Origin of the sequence: Nonomuraea sp. NPDC001831 (genome assembly GCF_042892035.1) — a bacterium.
Taxonomy (GTDB): Bacteria; Actinomycetota; Actinomycetes; order Streptosporangiales; family Streptosporangiaceae; genus Nonomuraea.
On sequence record NZ_JBIATU010000032.1, the window covers coordinates 1 to 23,617 of the forward strand.

At 73.6% G+C, this 23,617-nt stretch carries 24 protein-coding genes; 16 read left to right on the plus strand and 8 right to left on the minus strand.

Features of this window, described 5'->3' with window-relative positions; translation table 11 throughout:
• From ACFYYW_RS48065 to ACFYYW_RS48075, 3 genes are all read right to left on the minus strand, one after another.
• On the minus strand, nt 1-212 hold a 212-nt coding region (locus tag ACFYYW_RS48065; RefSeq protein ID WP_364394070.1), incomplete at its 3' end, for a HAMP domain-containing protein.
• A 178-nt stretch (nt 213-390) separates the two neighbouring features.
• Nucleotides 391-765, minus strand: a complete 375-nt coding sequence (locus tag ACFYYW_RS48070; protein ID WP_387661053.1) for an STAS domain-containing protein — start codon at nt 763-765, stop codon at nt 391-393.
• 373 nt (nt 766-1,138) lie between these two features.
• Complete coding sequence (locus ACFYYW_RS48075) at nt 1,139-2,095, minus strand: helix-turn-helix transcriptional regulator (protein WP_387661055.1); 957 nt, start codon at nt 2,093-2,095, stop codon at nt 1,139-1,141.
• 141 nt (nt 2,096-2,236) lie between these two features.
• On the opposite strand from ACFYYW_RS48075, the gene ACFYYW_RS48080 reads away from it, so the two are divergent.
• A complete protein-coding gene (locus ACFYYW_RS48080) occupies nt 2,237-3,430 on the plus strand; it encodes an amidohydrolase (RefSeq protein WP_387661058.1) in 1,194 nt (397 codons plus the stop codon).
• A gap of 124 nt (nt 3,431-3,554) precedes the next feature.
• Here ACFYYW_RS48080 and ACFYYW_RS48085 read toward each other — a convergent pair whose 3' ends face one another.
• From ACFYYW_RS48085 to ACFYYW_RS48095, 3 genes are read right to left on the minus strand one after another with little or no spacing between them, the layout of a single operon-like run.
• Nucleotides 3,555-4,214 carry a GntR family transcriptional regulator gene (locus ACFYYW_RS48085; protein WP_387661060.1) on the minus strand — a complete coding sequence of 220 codons (660 nt, stop codon included), beginning with the start codon at nt 4,212-4,214 and terminating at the stop codon, nt 3,555-3,557.
• 5 nt (nt 4,215-4,219) lie between these two features.
• The gene (locus ACFYYW_RS48090; RefSeq protein WP_387661063.1) at nt 4,220-5,194 is read right to left on the minus strand and encodes a LysR substrate-binding domain-containing protein; all 975 of its coding nucleotides are present in this window, start codon (nt 5,192-5,194) and stop codon (nt 4,220-4,222) included.
• A gap of 31 nt (nt 5,195-5,225) precedes the next feature.
• Complete coding sequence (locus tag ACFYYW_RS48095) at nt 5,226-6,536, minus strand: MFS transporter (protein WP_387661066.1); 1,311 nt, start codon at nt 6,534-6,536, stop codon at nt 5,226-5,228.
• A gap of 173 nt (nt 6,537-6,709) precedes the next feature.
• Between ACFYYW_RS48095 and ACFYYW_RS48100 the strand changes: the two genes are divergently transcribed.
• The 7 genes from ACFYYW_RS48100 to ACFYYW_RS48130 are packed head-to-tail and all read left to right on the plus strand — an operon-like array spanning nt 6,710 to nt 12,868.
• On the plus strand, nt 6,710-8,143 hold the full coding sequence (locus ACFYYW_RS48100) for a 2-hydroxymuconic semialdehyde dehydrogenase (RefSeq protein WP_387661069.1): 1,434 nt from the start codon (nt 6,710-6,712) through the stop codon (nt 8,141-8,143).
• 8 nt (nt 8,144-8,151) lie between these two features.
• Nucleotides 8,152-8,949: a 2-keto-4-pentenoate hydratase gene (locus ACFYYW_RS48105; protein WP_387661072.1), complete on the plus strand. Its 798-nt coding sequence runs from the start codon at nt 8,152-8,154 to the stop codon at nt 8,947-8,949.
• Nucleotides 8,946-9,692 carry a 2-keto-4-pentenoate hydratase gene (locus ACFYYW_RS48110; RefSeq protein ID WP_387661075.1) on the plus strand — a complete coding sequence of 249 codons (747 nt, stop codon included), beginning with the start codon at nt 8,946-8,948 and terminating at the stop codon, nt 9,690-9,692. Before ACFYYW_RS48105 ends, ACFYYW_RS48110 begins: the two co-directional genes overlap by 4 nt.
• Nucleotides 9,689-10,114 (plus strand): RidA family protein, encoded by a 426-nt coding sequence (locus ACFYYW_RS48115; RefSeq protein WP_352325096.1) that lies wholly within the window; start codon nt 9,689-9,691, stop codon nt 10,112-10,114. Before ACFYYW_RS48110 ends, ACFYYW_RS48115 begins: the two co-directional genes overlap by 4 nt.
• Complete coding sequence (locus tag ACFYYW_RS48120; protein ID WP_364419571.1) at nt 10,111-10,653, plus strand: 3-hydroxyanthranilate 3,4-dioxygenase; 543 nt, start codon at nt 10,111-10,113, stop codon at nt 10,651-10,653. Before ACFYYW_RS48115 ends, ACFYYW_RS48120 begins: the two co-directional genes overlap by 4 nt.
• Nucleotides 10,654-10,655: 2 nt before the next feature.
• Nucleotides 10,656-11,633 carry an amidohydrolase family protein gene (locus ACFYYW_RS48125; protein ID WP_387661151.1) on the plus strand — a complete coding sequence of 326 codons (978 nt, stop codon included), beginning with the start codon at nt 10,656-10,658 and terminating at the stop codon, nt 11,631-11,633.
• Nucleotides 11,630-12,868 (plus strand): carboxylesterase family protein, encoded by a 1,239-nt coding sequence (locus tag ACFYYW_RS48130; RefSeq protein WP_387661078.1) that lies wholly within the window; start codon nt 11,630-11,632, stop codon nt 12,866-12,868. Before ACFYYW_RS48125 ends, ACFYYW_RS48130 begins: the two co-directional genes overlap by 4 nt.
• Here ACFYYW_RS48130 and ACFYYW_RS48135 read toward each other — a convergent pair.
• The gene (locus ACFYYW_RS48135; RefSeq protein ID WP_352325099.1) at nt 12,846-13,289 is read right to left on the minus strand and encodes an Lrp/AsnC family transcriptional regulator; all 444 of its coding nucleotides are present in this window, start codon (nt 13,287-13,289) and stop codon (nt 12,846-12,848) included. The two genes, ACFYYW_RS48130 and ACFYYW_RS48135, sit on opposite strands and share 23 nt — an antisense overlap.
• 172 nt (nt 13,290-13,461) lie before the next feature.
• On the opposite strand from ACFYYW_RS48135, the gene ACFYYW_RS48140 reads away from it, so the two are divergent.
• Genes ACFYYW_RS48140 through ACFYYW_RS48155 form a run of 4 tightly spaced genes read left to right on the plus strand, consistent with a single transcriptional unit; the run spans nt 13,462 to nt 17,622 of the window.
• Nucleotides 13,462-14,322: a tryptophan 2,3-dioxygenase family protein gene (locus ACFYYW_RS48140; RefSeq protein WP_352325100.1), complete on the plus strand. Its 861-nt coding sequence runs from the start codon at nt 13,462-13,464 to the stop codon at nt 14,320-14,322.
• Nucleotides 14,319-15,602, plus strand: a complete 1,284-nt coding sequence (kynU, locus tag ACFYYW_RS48145; protein WP_387661082.1) for a kynureninase — start codon at nt 14,319-14,321, stop codon at nt 15,600-15,602. Before ACFYYW_RS48140 ends, kynU begins: the two co-directional genes overlap by 4 nt.
• Nucleotides 15,599-16,933 (plus strand): NAD(P)/FAD-dependent oxidoreductase, encoded by a 1,335-nt coding sequence (locus tag ACFYYW_RS48150; RefSeq protein ID WP_364394054.1) that lies wholly within the window; start codon nt 15,599-15,601, stop codon nt 16,931-16,933. Before kynU ends, ACFYYW_RS48150 begins: the two co-directional genes overlap by 4 nt.
• A gap of 2 nt (nt 16,934-16,935) precedes the next feature.
• Nucleotides 16,936-17,622 (plus strand): alpha/beta hydrolase family protein, encoded by a 687-nt coding sequence (locus ACFYYW_RS48155; protein ID WP_387661085.1) that lies wholly within the window; start codon nt 16,936-16,938, stop codon nt 17,620-17,622.
• Here the strand turns inward: ACFYYW_RS48155 and ACFYYW_RS48160 are convergent.
• Nucleotides 17,588-18,919 (minus strand): M14 family zinc carboxypeptidase, encoded by a 1,332-nt coding sequence (locus tag ACFYYW_RS48160; protein ID WP_387661088.1) that lies wholly within the window; start codon nt 18,917-18,919, stop codon nt 17,588-17,590. The genes ACFYYW_RS48155 and ACFYYW_RS48160 overlap by 35 nt on opposite strands.
• A 68-nt stretch (nt 18,920-18,987) precedes the next feature.
• Between ACFYYW_RS48160 and ACFYYW_RS48165 the strand changes: the two genes are divergently transcribed.
• The 4 genes from ACFYYW_RS48165 to ACFYYW_RS48180 all read left to right on the plus strand — a co-directional run bounded on the left by ACFYYW_RS48165 (nt 18,988) and on the right by ACFYYW_RS48180 (nt 23,578).
• On the plus strand, nt 18,988-19,599 hold the full coding sequence (locus ACFYYW_RS48165; protein ID WP_387661090.1) for a TetR/AcrR family transcriptional regulator: 612 nt from the start codon (nt 18,988-18,990) through the stop codon (nt 19,597-19,599).
• 63 nt (nt 19,600-19,662) lie between these two features.
• Nucleotides 19,663-21,096 carry an MFS transporter gene (locus ACFYYW_RS48170; protein WP_387661093.1) on the plus strand — a complete coding sequence of 478 codons (1,434 nt, stop codon included), beginning with the start codon at nt 19,663-19,665 and terminating at the stop codon, nt 21,094-21,096.
• 2 nt (nt 21,097-21,098) lie between these two features.
• On the plus strand, nt 21,099-21,953 hold the full coding sequence (locus ACFYYW_RS48175) for a M55 family metallopeptidase (RefSeq protein WP_352325723.1): 855 nt from the start codon (nt 21,099-21,101) through the stop codon (nt 21,951-21,953).
• Between the two features lie 59 nt (nt 21,954-22,012).
• The gene (locus ACFYYW_RS48180) at nt 22,013-23,578 is read left to right on the plus strand and encodes a serine hydrolase domain-containing protein (protein ID WP_387661096.1); all 1,566 of its coding nucleotides are present in this window, start codon (nt 22,013-22,015) and stop codon (nt 23,576-23,578) included.
• Nucleotides 23,579-23,617: the final 39 nt, after the last annotated feature.

The following is a 23,617-nucleotide window of genomic DNA, read 5'->3' on the forward strand; positions in this document are numbered from 1 at the left end:
ACCTCGGAGGTGAACAACGACAACTGATCGACCATCCCGTTGAACACCGAGGCGATCTCACCCAGCAACCCGTCGGCGTCCTCCGGCAGACGGGTACGGAAATCGCCGTCCCGGACCGCCGTCAGCCCGCCGAGCAGCTGGCGCAGCCGAAGCTCGCCGACCTCGGCGCCCCCGGACGCGGAACGGGAGCCACCGGTCATCGCTTCGCTCATGTCACCCTCGTGTCCTACGACGTGTCAGGACCGTCCTGCCGGTGACCTCGCGAACGGCCCTGATCAGGCGGCCATGATCGAGGTCATCGACGGAGCAGTCGTGGTTGTTGGTCATCCGGATTCTAGAGCCGGCACTCATGATCTTCAGCCCCGAACGCCGAGGTACGGCGGGAGCCGCTCACGACGACTCGCGGAGATCGCCGGGGCGCTGCGCGCCCATCGCGGCCACGGCGTCGCCCACGTCGGCGTGGACGGCCAGCGAGGACCACACGCCGGTGACCTGGAGGACACGCGCCGGCAGTTCCTGCACGCCGGCCAGGCGGAGCACGCCCCCGCGGTCGAGCACCGCGGCGTTGAGGCGTAACAACACGTGCAGGCCGCGGCTGTCCATGAAGCTCAGCCCGCCCAGGTCGAGCACCACGCCGGCCCCGGGCCGCAGGTGCCGCTCGGTGAAGGACTCCAGCCGGGTCGAGTTGGAGGCGTCGAGCTCGCCGATCACGGTCACCAGCACGCCGCCGGGCAGGTCGCGGCAGCTCAGGCTCAGAGGGGTCACGCCGTCACCGGAGGCCGGGCAGCACGAAGGCCCGTCCGGCCGGAAGGCGGGGCGGACGGGTGCGAGGGCGGACGAAGCAGGTCAGGCATCACAGGCGGGCGGCGGGTGGGGTTCGGTCACGGGACCGGTGTGGTCGCCAGGCGGGCGCGGCCACCCCGACGATGCTGCCTCTCGATCGCCTGGCCTGCGGCTGTGGCCTCGCCGCGGACGCGCCATGTCGCCGCTACGGCCGGAACTCAATTCGATCATCTCCTCCGTGCCGCGGCGATCCGTGCTCGCCTCCAACCCTTGAGCCTTCGACGGTGGCCGGTCAGCACATCAGACGAAGAATCCGGCTCACTCCTGTCCACAGAACGAAACGGGCATCAGTGGATCAACCGTGGCGAGGCTCGGTCGCGCGGCGGAGGGTGTCGCCGGGCGAGCAGCCGAAGGCGGCCCGGTAGAGCTGGGCGAAGCGGCCGGCGTGGAAGAAGCCCCAGCGGGCGGCCACGGCGGTCACCGTGGTCTCGGGATCGCCGGCCTTGAGCTCGGCGTGCGCGCGGGCCAGCCGGGCTTGACGCAGGTAGCCCAGCGGGGTGGTGCCGAGGTGCCGGCGGAAGGCGTACTGGAGGGCGCGGGGGGTGATCCGGGCGGCGGTGGCGATCTCGTCGAGGCCGATGGGCAGGTCGGCGTGGTCGTCGATGAAGGCCGTCGCCCGGCGCAGCGCCTCGGGACGCGCGGAGCCGGGGGCGGCGTCGCCGGCGTTGGTGGGCAGGGCGGTGAGCACGCCGGCGGCCAGCAGCTGCCCGGCGGTGGAGACGACCAGCGGCTCGGCGGCCAGCTCAGGGGCGGCCAGGACGTCGTCGCGCAGGTAGGCCAGCGTGCGCTGCAGATGGCGGCCGGCGGCGGCGGAGACCGGGCGGTGCCCCACCAGCCGGACCGGCTCGGCCCGGCGGCCGGGCAGCGTGCCGGCCACCTGCTGCAGCAGCGCGGGGTCGAACATGATGATGTCGTAGCGCGAGCGGCGGATCTCGCCGGTGTAGGGCAGGTCGTGCGGGGCGAACAACACCGTGTCGCCGGGGCCGAAGAGCTCGTCCGGCCCGCCGGCGACCTGCTGGGCGATGGTGCCGGTCTCGACCGTGCACAGGCACACCTTGCCGAGCGGGTTGACGTCGAAGCTCATCGCGTATTCGAGATTGAGCCGGTCGATGCTGACCGAGCCCATGACCTGGCGCGAGATCCGGGTGCGGGGGTTCTTCACGTCGGAGCCGATGCGCATCTTGGCGTACGCCTTGCTGAGGAACTCCTCCGTCTGGCCGATGTCACGGCTGTCGAAGACCTCTGGGCCCATCGGACCACCTCTTTCCGGACGGCGGGACCGCGCCTGCCGCGGCCCGTGCCGATTTTCCCAAACGGCTACGACAACGGCTGGATGATGAGTGCGCAGGGCCCTCTGCCAGGGACGATCCGCTTTTGGTATACCATTTTTCGGGTGACTTCCTGGACGATCTCCAACGTGCGCCCCTGGGGCGGCGCGCCCGTGGACCTGACCATCGACGGTACCCGGATCGCCGCCGTGCTCCCGGCCGGGACCGCCCCGCCCGCCGGCGAGCGCGTCGACGGCCGCGGCCTGCTGGCCCTGCCCGGCTTCGTCAACGCCCACGCCCACGTCGACAAGAGCTGGTGGGGCCGGCCCTGGGTGTCGTACGGCGGGGTGGCCACCACGCAGGGCCGCATCGAGCACGAGCGCGCCGAACGAGACAAGTACGGCATCCCGGGCGTGGACGGCACGGTGGCGGTGCTGCGCGAGTTCCTGCGGCACGGCACCACGGCCACCCGCACCCACGTCGACGTCGACCTCGGGGTCGGGCTGCGCGGCATCGAGGCCGTCCGCGAGGCCGTGGCGCGGCTCGACGGGGCGATCGAGGTCGAGATCGTGGCCTTCCCGCAGGACGGCGTCATCCGCCGGCCCGGCGTGCTCGACCTGCTCGACCAGGCCGCGCGGGCGGGCGCCACCAGCATCGGCGGCATCGACCCCGCGACCATCGACCGGGACCCGGTCGCCCAGCTCGACGGCCTGTTCGAGATCGCCGAGCGGCGCGGCGTCGGCCTGGACATCCACCTGCACGACGGCGGCGAGCTCGGCGCGTTCCAATACGAGCTGATCATCGACCGTACGCTCAGGACCGGCCTGCAGGGCAAGGTCACCGTCTCCCACGGCTTCGCCCTCGGCGACCTGGCCCCCGAACGCCAGCGCGGCCTGCTCGACGACCTCGCCGCGGCGGGCATCTCCTGGGCGACGGTCGCGCCGGTGCGCACCGCGCCCCTCCCGTGGCGGGGCATGGCCGAGCGCGGCATCGGCCTCGGCCTCGGCACCGACGGGATCAGGGACCTGTGGTCGCCGTTCGGCGACGGCGACCTGCTGCGCATCGCCCTCGGCTTCGCCCGGCTGCACGGGCTGCGCTCCGACGACGAGCTCACCGCCGCCGTGGAGCTGGCCACGACCAAGGCGGCGCCGTTCGTGCACCGCGACCGGCACGACCTCGTCGCTGGGGCGCGGGCCGACGTCGTGCTCGTGGACGCCGAGAACGTCCCGGACGCGCTCGTGCGGGTGCCGCCGCGGGCGCTCGTGGTCGCCGGCGGCCGGGTGGTCGCCCGCGACGGCGCCGTCCTCCTGGACGCCTGACGCCCGTGCGGGGTTGGACGTGCTCCCGGACGCCTGACGCCCGTGCGGGGTTGGACGTGCTCCCGGACGCCTGACGCCTGCGCAGGGTTCGACGTGCTCCTGGACGCCTGACGCCCGTGCGGGGTCAGGAGCCGCCGGGGCGCAGCCGGTCGGCGTGCTCGCCGATGAGCCGGCCGCTGGTCGCCACGTGCCGGGCGACCAGCTCGCCGACGCGGGTCACGTCGCGGGCGGCGATCGCCTCGTAGAGCTCGCGGTGCTCGTCGGCGACCGCCTGGAGGTCGTCGTGCCGGCCGAGCAGCCAGCGCATCCGGCTGCGCAGGACCTGGCCCACCTCGACCAGCAGGTCGTTGCCCGCGATGGCGGTGGCCGTCTCGTGGAAGTCGGCGGCCGCCCGCCGGGCGCGGATCGCGTCGCCGGCGCGCGCCGCCCGCAGCTCGGCGTCGAGGTCGGCGCGCAGCCGCCGCAGGCCCTGCGCGTCGTGCCGCCGGGCGGCGAGCTGGAAGGTGACGGCCTCGAACGCCGAACGCACCTCCACCAGGTCGGCGACGTCGCGGGCGGTGAACTCGCGCACCACGGCCCAGGTGCGGGGCCGCAACGTCACCAGCCCCTCGGCGGCCAGGGTGGCCAGGGCGTCGCGCACCGGCACCCGGCTGACGCCCAGCTCGGTGGCCAGGTCGCGCTCGACGAGCTTGCTGCCCGGCGGGCGGACGCCGTCGAGGATGTCGTCGCGCAGCCGCCGGATGACGCGTACGGACTCGGGCTCGAACCCGGCTCCTGCCACCATGCCCCTCAGTCTCCCACCGGCGCCGCGCCGGACGCGTCGTCCCCGGCGTCCTCCCTGGTGTCGAGGTGCCGCGCCTGCTGCTGGAGGTGGGCGAGCATGACCTTGCCCGCGGGCGTCAGGGCGCGGGCCCCGGGCAGGGTGGCGCCCACCGAGCGGCGCACCGACGGCAGCGGCACCTGCAGTTCGAGCAGCTGGGGGTCGGTCCTGACGAAGAGCGCGGGCAGCGCGGCGATCATGTCCGTGCCGAGCAGCAGGGAGCGGATCGTCAGGATGGACGTGCATTCGGTGCGGTCGGGCGGCAGCGGCAGCCCGTTGCGGTGGAACACCTGCTCCAGCTCCCGGCGCAGCGAGGTCTGCTCCAGCGGCAGGATCCACGGGTAGTCCAGCAGGCCGGCCAGCTCGCGGGCGTGCGCCGCCGGGTGCCCGGCGCGGGCGACCAGCAGCACGGGCTCGTTGTAGAGCGGGATCTGGCGCAGGTCCGGGCGGTCCTCGATGGGGTTGAGCCGGCCGAGGATCAGGTCGAGGTCGCCGCCGGTGAGCTGGGGGACCAGCGAGTCGAACGTGCCCTCCTTGACGATCACGGTGATGCCCGGCCGCTCGGCCTTGAGCGCCGCGATCGAGCGGGGGAGCAGCACGTTCGTGGCGGCCAGCAGGGTGCCGACGGTGACCGTGCCGGCCGTGCCGTCGGCCAGGCCGGCGATGCGCTCGCCGGCGCGGCGCAACTCGGCCTGCACGGCGCGGGCGTGCTCGATGAACGCCTCGCCGAAGAGGGTGGGGGTGACGCCGCGCGATCCGCGGGTGAACAGCTCCACCCCGAGGATCTGCTCCACCTCCCGCAGCCCCCGGGTCACGGCGGGCTGGGCCAGGTGGAGGTGCTCGGCGGCGCGCAGGACGCCGCCCTGCTCGGCGATGGTGGTCACGAGCACGAGATGCCGCAGCTTGAGCCGGCCGCTCAGCAGGTCCAGCGGACGAGATATCACGAAATCATCATATGACCAGGGTGAACCTGCCCTATTTCGCTATGTCGGCCGGAACCGGCTGGTCACCCAGGCGTTCGGCGTCGTTGCGCGGGATCACCAGGGCGGCGACCAGGCTGATGACCGTCACCACGGTCAGGTAGGCGGTGATCGACAGCGAGGTGCCGGTCGAGGCGAACAGCGAGGCGGCCACCAGCGGCGTGATGCCGCCGCCCAGCAGCGAGGCGAGCTGGTAGGCCACCGACGTGCCGGAGTACCGGATGGCGACCGGGAAGAAGCTGGCGGTCAGCGTGCCCTGCGGCGCGTGGGTCATGGCCAGCACCGCGCCCATCACCAGCATGAACACCGCGATGAGGGGCTTGTTGCCGGTGTTGACGACCGGCAGGATCGCCAGGGCGCCGGCCAGCAGCACCACCGAGCCCCAGGTGAAGACGGAACGCAGCCCGTGCCGGTCGCCGAGGTGGGCCCACAGCGGCGCGGTGACCAGCCACACGGCGGCGCCGCCGATCACGCAGCTCAGCAGGAACGTCCGCGGCAGGCCGGCCGCGGCCTCGCCGTAGCCGAGGATGTAGACCATGAAGATGTAGGCCAGCGCGCTGTTGCCGATGATCACGCCGATCGTGTGCACCACCTCGCGCCAGTGGTCGCGCAGCACCACCGCGATCGGCAGCTTGACCGGCTTGCGCCGCTCGACCAGGTCGGCGTAATCGGGGCTCTCCTCGATGCGCAGCCGCAGGTACAGGCCGACCGCCACCAGCACGATGCTGAGCAGGAACGGCACCCGCCAGCCCCAGGCCATGAAGCTCTCCTCGCCCAGCAGCGAGGACGTGCCGAGGAAGACGGCGTTGGCGCACAACATGCCCGCCGGGGTGCCCATCATCGGGAACGCCCCGAACAGGCCGCGCCGGCCCTTCGGCGCGTGCTCCATCGTCAGCACCACCGCGCCGCCGAGCTCGCCGCCCAGGCCGATGCCCTGGGCGACGCGCATCACCACGAGCAGCACCGCCGCCCACACGCCCAGGCTGTCGTACGTCGGCAGCACGCCGATCAGCGTGGTGCCGATCCCCATGATGAGCAGCGAGACGACGAGCGTGTTGCGCCGCCCGATCCGGTCGCCGAAGTGGCCGAAGACGATGCCGCCGAGCGGGCGGGCCAGGAATCCCACGGTCATCGTGCCGAAGGAGGCGATGGAGCCGGCGACCGGGTCCATGGCGGGGAAGAACTGCTTGTTGAAGACGAGGGCCGCGGCGGTGCCGTAGAGGAAGAAGTCGTACCACTCGATGGCGGTGCCGATGAAGGCGGCCCGCGAGACGCGGCGGGCGGCCAGGCGGCGATCTGTGTCCATCTTTCTGTGCCTTCCGAATGAGGGTACGGAAGAGGATGCACGCTGGCGGTATGCCAGAACGAATACCGATTCGGTCGGCAGGCATAGCAGAACCGACATATAACGAAATAAAGATAGCCAGGCGACATTTCGGTATTGGACTGTTATGTCGAGAAATCAGCAGAATGTCGACCATGAAGCCCGCGCACTACGTCAACGGCGTCTTCACGACGGCGGGGACCGACTTCCCCCTCATCTCGCCCGTGGACGGCCGCACCGTCGGAGCCGTCCCCGAGGCGTCCCGCGAGACCGTCGACGAGGCGGTCCGGGCCGCCCGCGCCGCCCTCGACGGCCCCTGGGGAGCCGCCTCCACCGAGGAGCGGTGCGCGTACCTGCGCCGGATCGCCGACGGGATCGAGGCCAGGTTCGAGGAGTTCGTCGAGGCCGAGGCCGCCGACACCGGCAAGCCGCGCGAGCTGGCCGCGACGGTGGACATCCCGCGCGCCGCCGGCAACTTCCGCGCCTACGCCGACCTCGCCTACGGCCGTCCCGAACGGGCCTACAACACCAGCGTCCCGGCCTGGAGCGGCAGCGGGCAGGCGCTCAACTACACCGTGCGCCGCCCGCTCGGAGTGGTCGCCGTCATCTCGCCGTGGAACCTGCCGCTGCTGCTGCTCACCTGGAAGGTCGCGCCGGCCCTGGCCGCGGGCAACGCCGTCGTCGCCAAGCCGTCGGAGGAGACGCCCTCCACCGCCACGCTGCTGGCCGAGGTGATCGACGCGGCGGGCCTGCCGCCCGGCGCGTTCAACCTGATCCACGGCCACGGCGCGGGGGCGGCCGGCGAGCACCTGACCGCGCACCCGGGCGTGGACGCCATCGCCTTCACCGGCGCCTCGGCCACCGGCAGCGCCATCATGCGCAACGCCGCCGCGCACGTCACCCCGGTCTCCTTCGAGCTCGGCGGCAAGAACCCGGTCCTGGTCTTCGCCGACGCCGACCTGGAGGAGGCCGTCGAGGGCACGATCCGCTCCAGCTTCACCCACTCCGGCCAGATCTGCCTGTGCACCGAGCGCGTCTACGTCCAGCGCCCGATCTTCGAGGAGTTCACCCGGGCGCTGGCCGAGCGGGCCAGGGGCCTGCGCGGCTACGGGCCGATGATCTCGGCCCAGCACCGCGACAAGGTGTTGTCCTACTACCGCCTGGCCGTCGAGGAGGGCGCGACGGTGCTGGCCGGGGGAGGCGTGCCGGAGTTCGGCGACGCCCGCGACGGCGGCTTCCACGTCGAGCCCACCGTGATCACCGGCCTGCCGCCGCACGCCAGGACCGTCCGCGAGGAGGTCTTCGGCCCCATCTGCCACGTCGCCCCCTTCGACGAGGAGGACGAGGCCGTCCGGCTGGCCAACGACAGCCCGTACGGCCTGGCCGCCACCGTGTGGACCACCGACCTGTCGCGCGCCCACCGCGTGGCGCCCCGGATCCAGGCCGGCATCGTCTGGGTCAACTGCTGGAACCTGCGCGACCTGCGCACCCCGTTCGGCGGCGTGAAGGCCTCCGGCATCGGGCGCGAGGGCGGCGAGTACTCGCTCGACTTCTTCTCCGAGCCGGTCAACGTGTGCGTCAAGATATGAGGACAGAAGTGACAGACAACCATCGCGCCGCCGCCGCGCGGCTGCTGGAGGCGTACGCGTCCGGCCGCCCGTGCGAGCCGGTCCGCGACCTGGTCGACGGCCTGGAGGCGGCCTACGCGGTGCAGAGCCTGCTCACCGAGCACTGGCTCGGCGAGGGCAGGCGGATCACCGGCCGGAAGGTCGGGCTGACCAGCAAGGCCGTGCAGGCGCAGCTCGGCGTCGGCGCGCCCGACTTCGGCGTGCTGTTCGCCGACATGGCGGTGCCCGACGGCGCGGAGATCCCGGCCGGCGCGGTGCTCCAGCCGCGCGCCGAGGCCGAGGTCGCGCTCGTGCTCGACCACGACCTGCCGCACGAGCGCCACACGGTCGCCGACGTGATCGCCGCGACGGCGTTCGCGCTGCCCGCGATCGAGGTCGTCGGCAGCCGCATCCGCGACTGGGACATCACCCTGGCCGACACCGTCGCCGACAACGCCTCCTCCGGCCTGTACGTGCTCGGCAACCGCCCGGTCTCGCTGCGCGACGTGGACCTGCGGCTGGCCGGCATGGTCATCGAACGCCGCGGCGAGCAGGTCTCGACCGGCGTCGGCGCGGCCTGCCTGGGCCACCCGCTGCACGCCGCGGTCTGGCTGGCCGACACGCTGGCCGCGCTCGGCCGTCCGCTCCGGGCGGGCGACACCGTGCTGACCGGGGCGCTCGGCCCGGTCGTCCCGGTGCGTGCGGGCGACGTGCTGGAGGCCCGCATCGACGGGCTGGGCGACGTCCGCGCCGCCTTCGCCGCCGACGACGAGAAGGAGGAGCGGTGAACGCGCTCGCCGAACGCCTGGACGAGGCCACCCTGACCGGCCGCGCCATCCCGCGCCTGACCGACACGGCCGACCTCGACGTGCCGGCCGCCTACGAGGTGCAGCGCGCCCTGATCGAGCGGCGGCTGGCCCGCGGCGAGCGGATCGTCGGTGTGAAGATGGGCTTCACCAGCCGCGCCAAGATGGCCCAGATGGGCGTGGACGACGTCATCTGGGGCCTGCTCACCGACGCCATGCTGGTGGAGTCCCGGCTCGACACCGCCGGCCTGATCCACCCGCGGATCGAGCCGGAGATCGCGTTCCTGCTGGACCGCCCGGTGCGCGGCACCGCCGACGTGGCCTCGGCCGTCGGCGGCGTCGCGGTCGGCTACGAGGTGCTCGACTCCCGCTATGAGGGCTTCAGCTTCACGCTGCCCGACGTCATCGCCGACAACGCCTCGGCCAGCGGCTTCGGCGTCGGCCCCTGGCGCCGCCCGCAGGACGCCGGCGACATCGGCAACCTCGGCCTGGTCATGGAGATCGACGGCCGCCAGGTCGCCGGCGGCTCGTCGGCGGCCATCCTCGGCCACCCGCTGCGCGCGCTGACCGCGGCCGCCCGGCTGACCAGGGCCGCCGGGATCGAGATGGAGGCCGGCTGGATCGTCCTGGCCGGCGCGGCCACGGCGGCGGTGCCGCTGCCCGCCGGGGCGCACGTACGCGTCGCCGCCGCCGGCCTCGGACACGTGGAGGTGACCACCCGATGAGTGACGCGCTGCTGGTCGAGGGCAAGGCCCGGCCCCGCGGCCGGTTCCCGCACGTCAAGCGGGCCGGCGACTTCGTGTTCGTGTCGGGCACCAGCTCGCGCCGCCCCGACGGCTCCTTCGCCGGGGCGAGCGCCGACGAGCTGGGCACCACCAGCCTCGACATCCGCGAGCAGACCAGGGCGGTGATCGAGAACATCGCCGACCTGCTGGCCGCCGCCGGAGGCGGCCTGGAGGACGTGGTGAACGTGACCGCGTACCTGGTCAGCATGAACGACTTCGGCGGCTACAACGAGGTCTACGGCGAGTACTTCGACGAGAGCGGCCCCGCCCGCACCACGGTGGCCGTCCACCAGCTCCCGCACCCGCACCTGCTGATCGAGATCTCCTGCACCGCCCTCATCCCCCAAAGGAGCCAGGCATGATCCCCCCCTTCAACCTGAACAAGTGGATCGACGAGCACCAGGACCTGCTCAAGCCGCCGGTCGGCAACGCGCAGATCTGGAAGGACGCCGACCTCATGGTGACGATCGTGGGCGGCCCCAACCAGCGCACCGACTTCCACGACGACCCGATCGAGGAGTTCTTCTACCAGCTGCGGGGCGGCATGGTGCTGCGGGTCATGGAGGAGGAGGGCAAGCCGCCGGTGGACGTGCAGATCGGCGAGGGCGACGTCTTCCTGCTGCCGCCGCACGTGCGGCACTCGCCGCAGCGGCCGGTGCCCGGCTCGATCGGCCTGGTCGTGGAGTTCGCCCGCCCGCAGGGCGCGCTGGACGCCTTCGAGTGGTACTGCGTCAACTGCCACCGCCTGGTCCACCGCGCCGAGGTGCAGCTCCAGTCGATCGTCGACGACCTGCCGCCCGTTTTCCGCAACTTCCACGAGGGCGACCGCACCTGCCCCCACTGCGGCGCCGAGCACCCCGGCAAGGACTGGCCGGACCACCTGCGGCCGGTGGTCCGGTGACCATGATCGACGTGCACGCGCACGTCTTCCCGCGGATCTCCCGCGAGGAGGCCAGGACGCTGGCCGGGGCCGGCGAGCCGTGGCTGCGCGACGGCATGATGATGAGCGGCGAGGACGACTACCGCCCGGTCACGCCGGAGCTGTGGGACGCCGGGGCCCGCGTGGCCGCCATGGACCGCACCGGCGTGGCCGTGCAGGCGGTCTCCTCGACCCCGCTGCTGTTCGGCTACGCGGCCGACCCGGACCGCGCCGCGGAGTGGTGCGCCATGGTCAACGACCGCGTGCTCGACCACTGCGCGCAGGCCCCCGACCGGCTGCTGCCGCTGTGCCAGGTGCCGTTGCAGGACGCCGCCCTGGCCGCGAAGACCGTCACCGAGGCCAAGGCGGCCGGTCACCGCGGTGTGCACATCGGCAACCACGTCGGCCCGCGCAACCTGGACGATCCCGACATCGTCGCCTTCCTCGCGCACTGCGCCGAGCAGGACATGCCGGTGCTCGTCCACCCCTGGGACATGCTCGGCGCCGACCGCATGCGCGGCCACATGCTGCCGTGGCTGGTCGGCATGGCGGCCGAGACCCACCTCGGCATCCTGTCGCTGATGTTGTCCGGGGCGTTCGAGCGGCTGCCGGGCTCGCTGCGGCTGTGCTTCTGCCACGGCGGCGGCAGCTTCGCCTACCTGCTGGGCCGGGCCGACAACGCCTGGCACCAGCGCGACATCGTCCGCGAGCACTCGCCCAGGCCGCCGTCGGCCTACACCGACCGCTTCTACGTGGACTCGGCGGTCTTCGACCCGCGCGCCCTGCGGCTGCTGGTGGAGGTGATGGGGGCCGAGCGCGTCATGCTCGGCACCGACTTCCCGTTCCCGCTGGGGGAGCAGGAGCCGGGCGCGGTCGTGCGCGCCTGCGCCGAGCTGGACGAGCAGGGCCGCGCCGCCGTCCTGGGCGGCAACGCCGCCGCGTTCCTGGGGCTCGGGGGATGACGGTCGCCGAGACGCCGCTCGGGGCGTTGCGCGGCGTCCGGGCCGGCGGCGTGAGCACGTTCAAGGGCGTGCGCTACGCCGCGCCCGCCCGCCGCCTGGCCGCGCCGGAGCCCGCGCGCCCCTGGCGGGGCGTCGCGGACGCCCGCACCCCCGGCCCGCCCGCCCCGCAGCGGCCCGGCCGCATGGCGTGGGTGCCGGGCCTGGAGATCGACCCGGCCACGTCGGCCGAGGACTGCCTGTTCCTCAACGTCTGGACGCCCGCCGCCGAGGGACGCCGCCCGGTGCTGGTGTTCCTGCACGGCGGCGCGTTCGTCTTCGGCTCCGGCGCCCAGGCGATGTACGACGGCACCGCGCTCGCCCGCGACCACGGCCTGGTCGTGGTGACCGTGAACTACCGGCTCGGCCTGCCCGGCTTCTGGCACGGCGACGGCGTGCCGGCCAACCTGGCGCTGCGCGACCAGATCGCCGCCCTGGAGTGGGTGCGCGCCAACATCGCGGCCTTCGGCGGCGACCCGGCGAACGTCACCCTGGCCGGGCACTCGGCGGGCGGCACCTGCGTGCTGGCCCTGATGACGTGCGCGCCCGGCCTGTTCGCCAGGGCGGCGGCGATGAGCCCCGTCCCGTACGGCTTCCGCACGCCCGCCGAGGCCGCCGCCTGGACCTCGGCTTCCCGCTCCGCGCTCGGCGGCGACCCGTACGCCGTGCCGCTCGCCGGGCTGCTGGCCGCCGAGGAGGCCGCCGTACGCGCCTGCGCCCCGGCCGCGGGGCTGCTGCCCGCCGCGCCCGTCGTGGACGGCGACCTGCTGGCCGTCCACCCGCTGGAGGCCGTCCGGACGGGCGTCGCCGCGCGCGTCCCGCTGCTGGTGACGACCACGGCCGAGGAGACCCGCCTGTTCACCGCGATCGGCCAGGACGGCCTGGACACCGGCGAGCTCTTCGCCGGGCCCGCCCGGGAGCTCGCCGCCGCCCATCACGGCCCCGCCGGGCACCACGTCTGCGGGCACCGCTCGCCCATGAGCCACGGCGGCGTCGCCCTGGGCGCCTGCCACCTGGTGGACGTGCCCCTCTACCTCGGCACCCACGGAACACCGCTGACGGGCACGGGCCCCGAGGTGGACGCCCTGGCCCACGAGATGAGCACCGCCTTCGCCCGCTTCTGCCACGACGGCACGGGTCCGTGGATCACCCCGGCCGGCCACGAGGCGGACGGGGTCACGGACCGTCAGGGGTGGTGAGCGGGTGGCCGGGGAGCGGGGTGGACAGGATCATGGTGCTGGAGGGCGGGCCGTAGACCGCCAGGCGGTCGATCAGGTCCTCGAAGGCGACCATGGAGACCGCCACGATCCGCAGGATGCTGCACACGTCGCCGGTGACCCGGTGGATCTCGCGGACCTCCGGCCAGCCGGCCACCTCGGGGTCGCGCAGCACGCAGCGGGTGCCGTAGCAGGACATGCGGATGAAGGCCGAGACCGGCCAGCCGGCCCGCACCGGGTCCACCGTCGCGTGGTAGCCGGTGATCACGCCCGACTCCTCCAGCTTCCGTACGCGGTCGGCCACCGCGGGCGCGGACAGGTGGATCCGGCGGGACAACTCCTTGAGGGAGAGCCGGGCGTTGTCCTGGAGCTCACGCAGCAACTCCCAGTCGGTCTCGTCCACGATCACGCCTTCCGTTCGTAAGCCCCAAATCACGATTTATACCGAAATATAAGCCTATATGGCGATACAGCCTTCCATCTGGCATTCCTTCTCCATCATCCCGACGCCATCATGGGGACAGCAAGGCTAAGAGAAGGGCAAGCGCGTGGACGCGACGCGACAGTTATCAGCAGTGCGGCCGACCACGGCGGAGGAACGCGCCGAACGGGCCAGGGCGACGGGCGGAGCTCCCACCCTGGATTTCGAGACCCGCACTCCCTACGACGCCTACGTCCGTACCGACGTGCTGCACGATCTGCAGCACCCGATGAGCGACGACGCGGGCGAGATGTCGTTCCTCATGATCACTCAGGTGATGGAGCTGTACTTCAAGCTCATCGCCTTCGAGCTGCGCAACGCGCAGGAGCGGCTGCGGGCCGACGACGTGTGGGCCGCGCTGGACCCGCTGCGCCGTACCGTGCTGCACCTGCAGGGCCTGAACGCGAGCTGGCGCGGCCTGCGCTGGATGACCCCCGCGGACTTCAACCGCTTCCGGGACGAGCTCGGCGAGGCCAGCGGCCTGCAGTCGGCGATGTACCGGCACGTGGAGTTCCTGCTGGGGCTGAAGAATCCGGCCCTGCTGCGCCCGTTCAGACGCCAGGAGCGCACCCACCGCGACCTGCTCACCACCCTGGAGTCGCCGAGCCTGTGGGACGACGCCATCGCCCTGCTGGCCCGGCTCGGCCACGACCTGCCCCGCGAGCTGCTGGAGCGCGACTTCGCCGTCGAGCACGAGCCGCACCCGGCCGTCGAGCGGGCCTGGGTCGAGGTGTACCGCGACACCGGCCCCGGCAACGCGCCGCGGCTGCTCGGCGAGGCGCTGACCGACGTGGCCGAGCAGTTCGGCGACTGGCGCTACCAGCACGTGACGGCGGTCCGCCGGTCGATGGGCGCCAAGCCCGGCAGCGGCGGCTCCAACGGCCTGGCCTGGCTGGAGCGCAGCATGGCGCGGGTGGTCTTCCCCGAGCTGTGGTCCGCCCGGACCCACATGTGAAGAACGGACGATACGTGATCGACGACTGGAAGCCCGCCGAGCAGGACGCCCTCCGCCGCGACCGCGACGACCCGGGCCACCGCGAGCTCTTCCTGGTCCCGCCCGCCGACGGCGGCGGCCACCCCGAGTGCGCCTACTTCGCCGGCAACTCCCTGGGGCTCCAGCCCCGGGCGACGGCGGCGGAGCTGGCCGAGGACCTTGAGGCCTGGGCCCGGCTCGGCGTGGAGGGACATCTGGAGGGGGCCCGTCCGTGGCTGCCCTACCACGAGCGGCTCACCGGCCCGGCCGCCCGGCTGGTCGGCGCGCTGCCCGAGGAGACCGTGGTGATGAACTCGCTGACGGTCAACCTGCACCTGCTGATGGTCTCGTTCTACCGGCCGCGCGGCACGCGGACCCGGATCCTCATCGAGGACACCGCGTTCCCCTCCGACAGCTACGCCGTGCGCAGCCAGGCCCGCCTGCACGGCCTGGACCCGGACGAGACGGTGGTCCGGCTGCGCGACGGCCGGGAGGTGCTGGACTTCCTGGAGCGCGAGGGCGACACGGTCGCGCTGGTCCTGCTGGGCGGCGTCAACTACCTGACCGGCGAGCTCATGGACATCCCGGCGATCACCGCGGCCGGCCGGGTCAGCGGTGCGGCCGTCGGCTGGGACCTGGCGCACGCCGCCGGGAACGTGCCGCTGGAGCTGCACGCGTGGGGGCCGGACTTCGCCGCCTGGTGCTCCTACAAGTACCTCAACTCCGGGCCCGGCGCCCTCGGCGGCGTGTTCGTCCACCAGCGGCACCTGGGCGACCCGGCGCTGCAGCGGCTGGAGGGCTGGTGGAGCACCGAGCAGGCGACCCGGTTCGAGATGGCGCCGGTCTCCCGGCCGCCGGCCAGCGCCGACGCCTGGCAGGTCTCCAACCCGCCGATCTACGCGATGGGCCCGGTGCGCACCTCGCTCGGCATCTTCGACCGGATCGGGATGGCCACCCTGCGGGCCCGCAGCGTACGGCTCACCGCGTACCTGGAGAGCCTGCTCGACCGGGTCACCCCCACCAGGCCGCTCACGGTGGTCACGCCGCGCGACCCCGCCCGCCGGGGCTGCCAGCTGTCCCTGCGCGTCGAGCGCGGCGGCGCGGCCGAGCTGACGCGCCGGCTGCGCCACGAGCACGGGGTGATCGCCGACGCCCGGGAGCCGGACGTCGTCCGCCTGGCGCCGACGCCCCTGTACTCGACCTACCACGACTGCTGGCGCGCCGCCGTCGCGCTGGCCGAGTGCGTCGAGGAGGACCGATGAACGTCACCGTGGTCGGCGCCGGCCTGACCGGCTGCCTGCTCGCCTGCTACCTGGCCCGGCGCGGCCTGGACGTGACCGTCTACGAACGGCGGCCCGACCCGCGCGCCGGGCTCGCCGAGCGCGGCCGCTCGATCAACCTGGCCATCTCCGAACGCGGGCTGGACGCGCTGCGCCGGATCGGCCTGGAGGAGCAGGTCATGGCCGGCGCGCTGCCGATGCGCGGCCGGATGATCCACCCGGTGGACGGGCCGCTGAACTTCCAGCCCTACAGCCACGACGGGGTGCGCTCGATCAACTCCATCAGCCGCGGCGCGCTCAACAACACGCTGCTGGACGCCGCGGAGTCCGCGCCCGGCGTGAAGATCTTCTTCGGGCACCGGCTGACCGGCCTGGACCCGGCGACCGGCGCGATGGAGTTCGACACCGCGGCCGGCCCGGTGCGCGCGGCGGCCGGCGTGGTGCTCGGCGCCGACGGGGCCGGCTCGGCCGTACGGGCCGAGCTGCTGGCCCACCGGGGCATCAAGGAGAGCCTGGACTTCCTCGGCCACGGCTACAAGGAGCTGACGATCCCGCCCGTGGCCGGCGACTTCGCCTTCGACCCCGGCGCCCTGCACATCTGGCCGCGCGGCACCTCGATGATGATCGCGCTGCCCAACCCCGACCGCTCCTTCACCTGCACGATGTTCTGGCCGACCGACGGCACGTCGAGCTTCGCCTCGCTGAGCAGCCCCGCCGCGATCGAACGCCACTTCCGCACCCACTACCCGGACGTGCCCCCCCTCGCGCCCGGTCTGGTACGGGAGTACATGGAGAACCCGGTCGGCCGGCTCGGCACCGTCCGCTGCGCGCCGTGGCAGACGGACGGCCGGGTCGGCCTGATCGGCGACGCGGCGCACGCCATCGTGCCCTTCTACGGCCAGGGCGCCAACTGCGGCTTCGAGGACGTCACCGTGCTCGACCGGTGCCTGACGGAGACCGGCGGCGACTGGGCCCGCGCGCTGCCGCTGTTCGAGTCGCGGCGCAGGGACGACACCGACGCGATCGCCGAGATGGCGCTGGCCAACTTCGTCGAGATGCGCGACAAGGTCGCCTCCCCGGTGCACCGGCTGACCAAGAGCGTGGAGCACCGGCTGGAACGCGCGCTGCCCGGCCGCTACGTGTCGCGGTACGAGCTGGTGTCGTTCTCCACGGTGCCGTACGCGCAGGTCAGGCGGCGGGTACGGCGGCAGCAGCTGCTGCTGGCCGGGGCCGCCGCGGCCGGGGCCGCGCTGCTGGCGGCGGGCGCGGCCGGGCTCGCCCGGCTCGGCTCCCGCCGGTCCGGCGGGAGGTGAGGATGGAGAACCGCGCCGTCCTGACCCGCCCGGCGCCCGGCCCGCTGCGCACCCTGCGGTACGGGGCCGACGCCGACCAGGTGATCGACCTGTGGCCGGGCGAGGGACCCGTGGTGGCGCTGGTGCACGGCGGGTTCTGGCGCCCGGAGTACGACCGCACGCACCTGCGGCCCATGGCGAACGCGCTGCACCGGGCGGGGTGCGGCGTGGCCGCCGTCGAGTACCGCCGCAGGCCGGGGGATCCGGCGGCGGCGGTCGCGGACCTGCGGGCCGCGGTCGGCCTGCTGCGTCCCTCGGTGGTCGTCGGCCACTCGGCCGGCGGTCATCTCGCCATGTGCGCCGCCCCGGACGGGACCGCCGTCCTCGCCCTGGCCCCGGTCGCCGACCTGCGGCTGGCCGCCCGGCTGGACCTCGACGACGGCGCGGTGACCGACTTCCTCGGCGGCCCGCCGGACGAGCATCCCGGCCTGGACCCGGTACGCCTGCCGGACCGGCGAGGCCCGCTGGTGATCGTGCACGGCACGGCGGACGAACGGGTCCCCGTCCAGGTCTCGGAGTCGTACCTGGCGGCCCACCCGGGGACGTCGCTGGTGCGCGTCCCGGGGGCGGGCCACTTCGTGCTCATCGATCCGGAGAGCCGGACCTGGCCGCTGGTCAGGCGTGAGCTGACCGCCCTCCTGCCCGCCTGACGGCGTCCGCCGCGAGCAGCGCCGCGCCGAGCTGCACCGCGACCAGCGAGCGCAGCGGGATCGGCGTGCCCTGCGCGTCGGCCTCGGCCTCGTCGAACCACTCCTCGAAGCGCGCGCCGAGCCGGGCGCGCTCGGCCCGGACGGCGGGCGTCGGGTTGCCCGCGGCCAGCTCGGCGTCCAGCATGCGCAGGTAGGTGCCGCAGTACCGCAGCCGCATGAGGTGCACGAGCTGCCGGCCGCCGACCGCCTCGGCCACCGTGGCCGGGCGGTCGGTGCCGGGCAGGTCCTCCCACTCGCTGATGAACTCGTCGTGGGCGCCGACGAAGTCCTCCAGCGCCCGGCGGAAGGGGGACCGCACGGTCAGGTCGCTCTTGGCGCGGGCGAGCGAGGCGGCCAGCTCGCCGATGAGCTCGCGCTGCCCGGCCAGGCAGTCGCGGATCGTCTCGTGGTACTTCTGGCCGGTCGGGGTCTGGTCGGCGACGCGGGGGTCGGCCCAGTAGGGCAGCTCGGCGATCAGGTGCAGGGCGCCGAAACGCTCGGCGTAGTCGACGCTGCCGCCGCCGATGCCGTACGTCGCGGCGATGTCGGCGCCGCGCGGCGTCAGGTAGGCCGCCGGCGCGATCTGGACGGCGCCCGGCAGCTCCGGCGGGCCCATGTGCAGCGGCAGGCCCTCGGCCGTGGCGATGGCGGTCAGGCGGGCGGCGAGCGCGGGGTCGTTGCGGCTGAGGTAGTAGAAGGCGCCCTGGAGCTCGCCGTTGTGCAGGGAGTAGACGAGGGCGGGCCGCACCTCGTCCATCAGCCGCATCAGCGCCTCGGTCTCCGGCAGCGTGCGGTCGAAGAAGTAGTCCTCGCCGGTCAGCGGGAAGGTCCATTCGACCTGGTCGGCCTCGGCCGGGCGGTAGAAGTGCTCGGCGTAGGCGCGGCGGTCGCTCGGGCGGGCGTACCAGCCCTCGTTGAGCCGGGCGCCGTCGGGGTCGACGCAGGGGATGAGGTGCCAGCGGAAGCCGAACTCCTCCCGCAGCGCGGCGTCCTCGACGAGCTGCCGCAGCAGCGTGCTGACGGTGAGCGCGCCGATGGGCTCGTTGGGGTGGGGGCCGCCGATGATCACGGCGTCATGGGGGCCCGCGCCGATGGTGGCCACGCGCAGCGGCTCGCCGAGGCGGGAGGTGCCGATGCGGCGCAGGCGCACCAGGTCGGGGTGGGCGGCGGCGAGGTCGTCGAGCTCGGCGTGCATCTGGTCCACCGTCGGGAACGCGGTGAAGTCGGGCACGCGGCTCATGTGGGGGGCGACGTCCATTTCGGGCCTCCTGATAATCTGGATTATTCTAGTAAATCAGATTATCTTTACGGCATGCAGGAGATGTCATGCGGCTGAACAGGGCGGAAAGCAAGGCCGCCAACAGGCGCGCGCTGATCGAGGCCGCCCGCGAGATCGTCGGCAGGGACGGCTCGAAGGCCAAGCTGGAGGACATCACCGAGCTGGCCGGCCTGACCACGGGGGCGGTCTACTCCCTGTTCGGCGGCAAGAACGGGCTGATGGCCGCCATGGTCGACGACTACGTCGGCCCGCTCGACCTGCGTACGCCCGAGACCGGCGGGTTCGGCGCCCGGCTGGCGGACGTCGTGGCCGAGATCGCCCGCCGCTACCTGCACATGTCGGCCGACCCGCAGGCGGCCGGCCGCATGTTGTTCGAGACCCGCGTGCTCGACCTCGTGCTCAACGACCCCGACCTGCACCGCAGGCTCAACACCTCGATCAGGTCGACCGAGGTCGAGTTCGCCGCGCTGTTCACCGGCCGCGAGCACGGCGGGACCGCCGTCACCGAAGGCCAGGCGCTGCGCCTGGCGCGGGCGCTGTCGGCCCTGCTGTCCGGCCTCGGCCAGAGCGTCGTGCTCGGCGCCCACGAGGCCGACGAGGAGTTCTTCGTCGAGACCGCCCTGGCGCTGATCACGCCGGCGGTGCTCGGACCGGCCTAGATCACGGCCGGGGTTCGGGGGGACCACACGGCCGCACGTCACCCCACCCCGAAAGGCAGAACCATGTCCAGATCCGGCTTCGGCGTCATCGGCGCTCCGGTGTTGTACATCGGCGTCCTCCAGACCATGGAGATGACGCTCTCGCCCGCGCTCCCGCTCGTCCAGCAGGACCTGGGCGCCTCGCCCGGCGCGCTCGCGTGGATCTTCACCGGCTCGCTGATCAGCTCGGCGATCGCCACCCCCATCGTCGGCCGCCTGGCCGACATGTACGACAAGCGGCGCGTGCTGCTCGCGCTGATGGCGATCAGCGGCGCCGGGGTCCTGCTCGCCGCCCTGGCGCCCAACATCACCCTGATGATCGCCGGCATGGCGATCGAGGGCATCTGGCTGGGCGTGCTGCCCCTGACCGTCGGGCTGTTCCGCGACACCCTCACCCCCGAGCGCGCCGCCACCGGCAACGGCCTGGTGGTCGGCGTCGCCGCGCTGGCCAGCGCGCTCGGTCTCATCCTGGCCGGGCCGATCACCTCGGCCCTCGGCTACCGGTCGCTGTTCCTGCTGGCCGTGGCCGGCGTGGCGGCGGCCGCCCTGCTGGCCTGGTTCACCGTGCCGTCCACCCCGCGCGCGGCCGGCGGTCGCGTCGACTGGGCGGGCGGGCTGCTGCTCGGCGGCGGCGTGGCCCTGGTCATGCTGGGCCTGACCGCCGTCTCCAGCTGGGGCTGGACGTCCCCGGCCACCCTGGCCCTGTTCGCCGCCGCCGCGCTGACGCTGGGCCCGTGGGCGGTGGTCGAGCTGCGCGTCGCCGACCCGCTGGTGGACCTGCGGCTGCTGGCCGGACGCACCCCGGCCGGGGTGACCGCCATGGGCGTGCTGCTCGGCTTCGCCTCCTTCGGCCTCGTCGTCGCCCTGCCGATGATGCTGGCCGCGCCCGCCGGCACCGGGTACGGCCAGGGCGCCGACACCCTGTGGATCGGCATCTACATGTTCCCCATGGGCGTCGCGGGCACCGTGATCGCGCCGCTGGTCGGGCCGATGACCAGGCTGCTCGGCCGGCGGGCGGTGCTGGTGCTGGGCAGCGTGCTCGTCTGCGGCGGGACCGGCGGGCTGGCCCTGTGGCACTCCGCCGCGTGGCAGGTCATGGCCGCGGTGACGGTCATCGGGCTGGGCGCCTCCATCGGCCTCACCGCCGGGCTCAACGCCGTGGCCGCCGACGTGCCCGGCGAGCGCGCGGCCGGGGTCAGCGGCGTGGTCTTCGTCGCCAAGAGCATCGGCGGCACGTTCGGGGCGCAGTTCGGCGCCATGGTGCTGGCCTCCGGCGCCGTCGCGGGGGTGCCCACCGAGCAGAGCTTCGTCGAGACGTACCTGCTGTCGGCGGCGCTGGGCCTGCTGGCCGTCGCCGCCGCCTTCGTGATCCCCGCGACTGTGCGGAAGACGCAAGCGGGGCCGGCGGTTTCTGCCCTGGCGACGAAGCCGTCCGTCCGCCCCGGTGAAAGCCTGTGACGATGACGAACGTCTACATCTCCATCGACATGGAAGGCGTGGCGGGCATCGCCACCATGGACCAGGTCTCCCGCGCCGGCCACGGCTACCCGCGGGCGCAGCGCCTGATGACCGCCGAGGCCAACGCCGCCATCGAGGGCGCCTTCGCGGCCGGAGCCACCAGCGTCCTGGTCAACGACAGCCACGGCACCATGGACAACCTGCTGCACGAGGAGCTCGACCCACGCGCCCGGCTGATCTTCGGCACGCCCAAGCTCGACTGCATGGCCGAGGGCGTCTCGGCCGAGCACGACGTGGCCATGTTCCTCGGCTACCACGCCGCCGCCGGTTCGCCGGGCGTGCTCGCCCACACCTACTCCTCGCACTTCTACGAGGTGCGGCTCAACGGCGCGATCGTCTCCGAGGCCGAGGTCAACGCCCTCCAGGCGGCCGCCGTCGGCGTGCCGGTGGGGCTGCTCACCGGCGACGACGTCATCTGCGACGTCGCCGGCAAGGCGTTCCCCGGGGTGCGCACGGTCGCCGTCAAGATCGCGCACGGGCACACCGCGGCCGACAGCCTCTCGCCGTCCGAGGCGCGGCGGCTGATCAAGGAGGCGGCGGCGGAGACCGTGCGCTCGGCCGGGGAGCTGCGGCCCCTCGAACTGCCCGGCGTGCTGGAGCTGGAGATCGACATGCCCACCACGCCCGCCGCCGAGCTGGGCGAGCTGGTGCCGGGCGTGCGCCGCATCGCCGACAAGACGCTCGCGGCCACCTTCACCACCCCGAGGGAGGTGCTCGGATGCGTGACGACCTGCTACCACCTGGCGGCGGACGCCATGATCGCCAGGATGGCCCTGTACGGCAGACCAACCAGGTAGCCCCCAGGTTTGCCGCTCCGGACAAGCGTTTCGAACCCGGACATCCAGATACTTGAACGATGGATTTTGAGCAGGTAGAACGCGCGCTCGACGCCCTTCCCGGCCTCCGCCCCGGCGGGCCGGGACTGGCGGTCGGGGTCTACGCCGACGGCAAGGTGCTGCACACCGCGGCGAGGGGCATGGCCACCGTCGAGTTCGGCGTCCCGATCGACTCCCGCACCCGCTTCGACATCGCCTCCATCAGCAAGCAGTTCACCGCCGCGTGCCTGCTGCTGCTGGCCCGCGACGGCAGGCTGAGCCTGTCGGACGACGTCCGCGAGCACGTCCCCGAGCTGCGGCTCGGCGTGCCCGTCACGCTCGACCAGTGCCTGCGGCACACCGGCGGCCTGCCGGAGTGGTACGGCCTGCAGGCCGTCACTGGCGTCCCGTTCACCCTGATGGACGAGGAACGCCTGATGAAGATCGTGGCGAGCATGCGCCGGACCACGTTCGAGCCCGGCACCCGCTTCTCCTACTCCAACACCGGCTACGTCCTGGCCGCCGTCGTGATCCGGCGGCTCACCGGCCGCTCGCTGGCCGACTTCGCCCGCGAACGGCTCTTCGAGCCGCTCGGCATGGACGACACCGTCTTCCGCGACGACGCCTCCGTCCCGCTGCCGCGGATGGCCTACGGCTACGACGGCGCCGGCGCGCGGGCCGACACGCAGGAGAGCGCGGTCGGCGACGGCGGCCTGGTGACCAGCGTCGCCGACCTCGCCCCCTGGCTCGGCTTCCTGGCCGACGGCCGGGTGCTGGGCGCCGACGTGCGCAGCGCGCTGCTGGAGCGCACCACGCTCGCCGACGGCGCCGTCCTGCGGTACGCCCGCGGCATCTGCCACCTGACCGTCGGCGAGCTGGACGGGTACGGCCACGCCGGCGGCATGCACGGCTACGTCGGCAACCTGCTCCACCTGCCGGAGCCCGGCCTCGGCGTGGCCGTGCTGACCAACCACAGCGGCCTGGACCCGGTCGGCCTCAGCCTCGGCCTGGCCCGCGCACTCACCGGCCAGGACCCGGCCCCCCGCCCGGCCCCCGCCCCCCGGGCCGACGCCGAGGCGGCCCGGCCCGCCCTGCTCGGGCACTGGTACGACCCGGAGACCGACGCCACGCTCACGCTCGAACCCGCCGGCGACGACCAGGACGGCACGATCGCCCTGACCGGCGCCGCCGACCTCGAACTCGCCCTCGACGTCGACGGCCGCTGGTACGCCCAGGTGCCGGCCGGCCGGATCTGGATCGTGCCGGAGGACGGGCGGCTGCTGTTCGGCCACGACGGTTCGATCCGGTGGCCGAACGTGTACGAGCCCTGCGACCCGCCGGGCGAGGAGCCCGCCCCGCAGGGCGCCTGGCTCAACGACGAGACGGGCGTGCTCGCCGTCATCGACGAGGGGACGCTGCGCGTCGGCCTGACCTTCCAGGCCCCCGTCGCCCCCGCACCCGCCGGGACGTGGCGGGCGGGCCCGTTCACCCTGCGCCTCGACGGGGACGGCGACCTGCTGCTCAGCGGCTTCGGCCTGCTCGGACTGCGCTTCGCCGCCCAGCCCGAGGGCACCGCGCCCGTCGGCGTCCCCCCTGGTCTGGTCTAGGGCCGTGTTGGCCTGCAGCACGAGCCGGGGCGCGCAGAG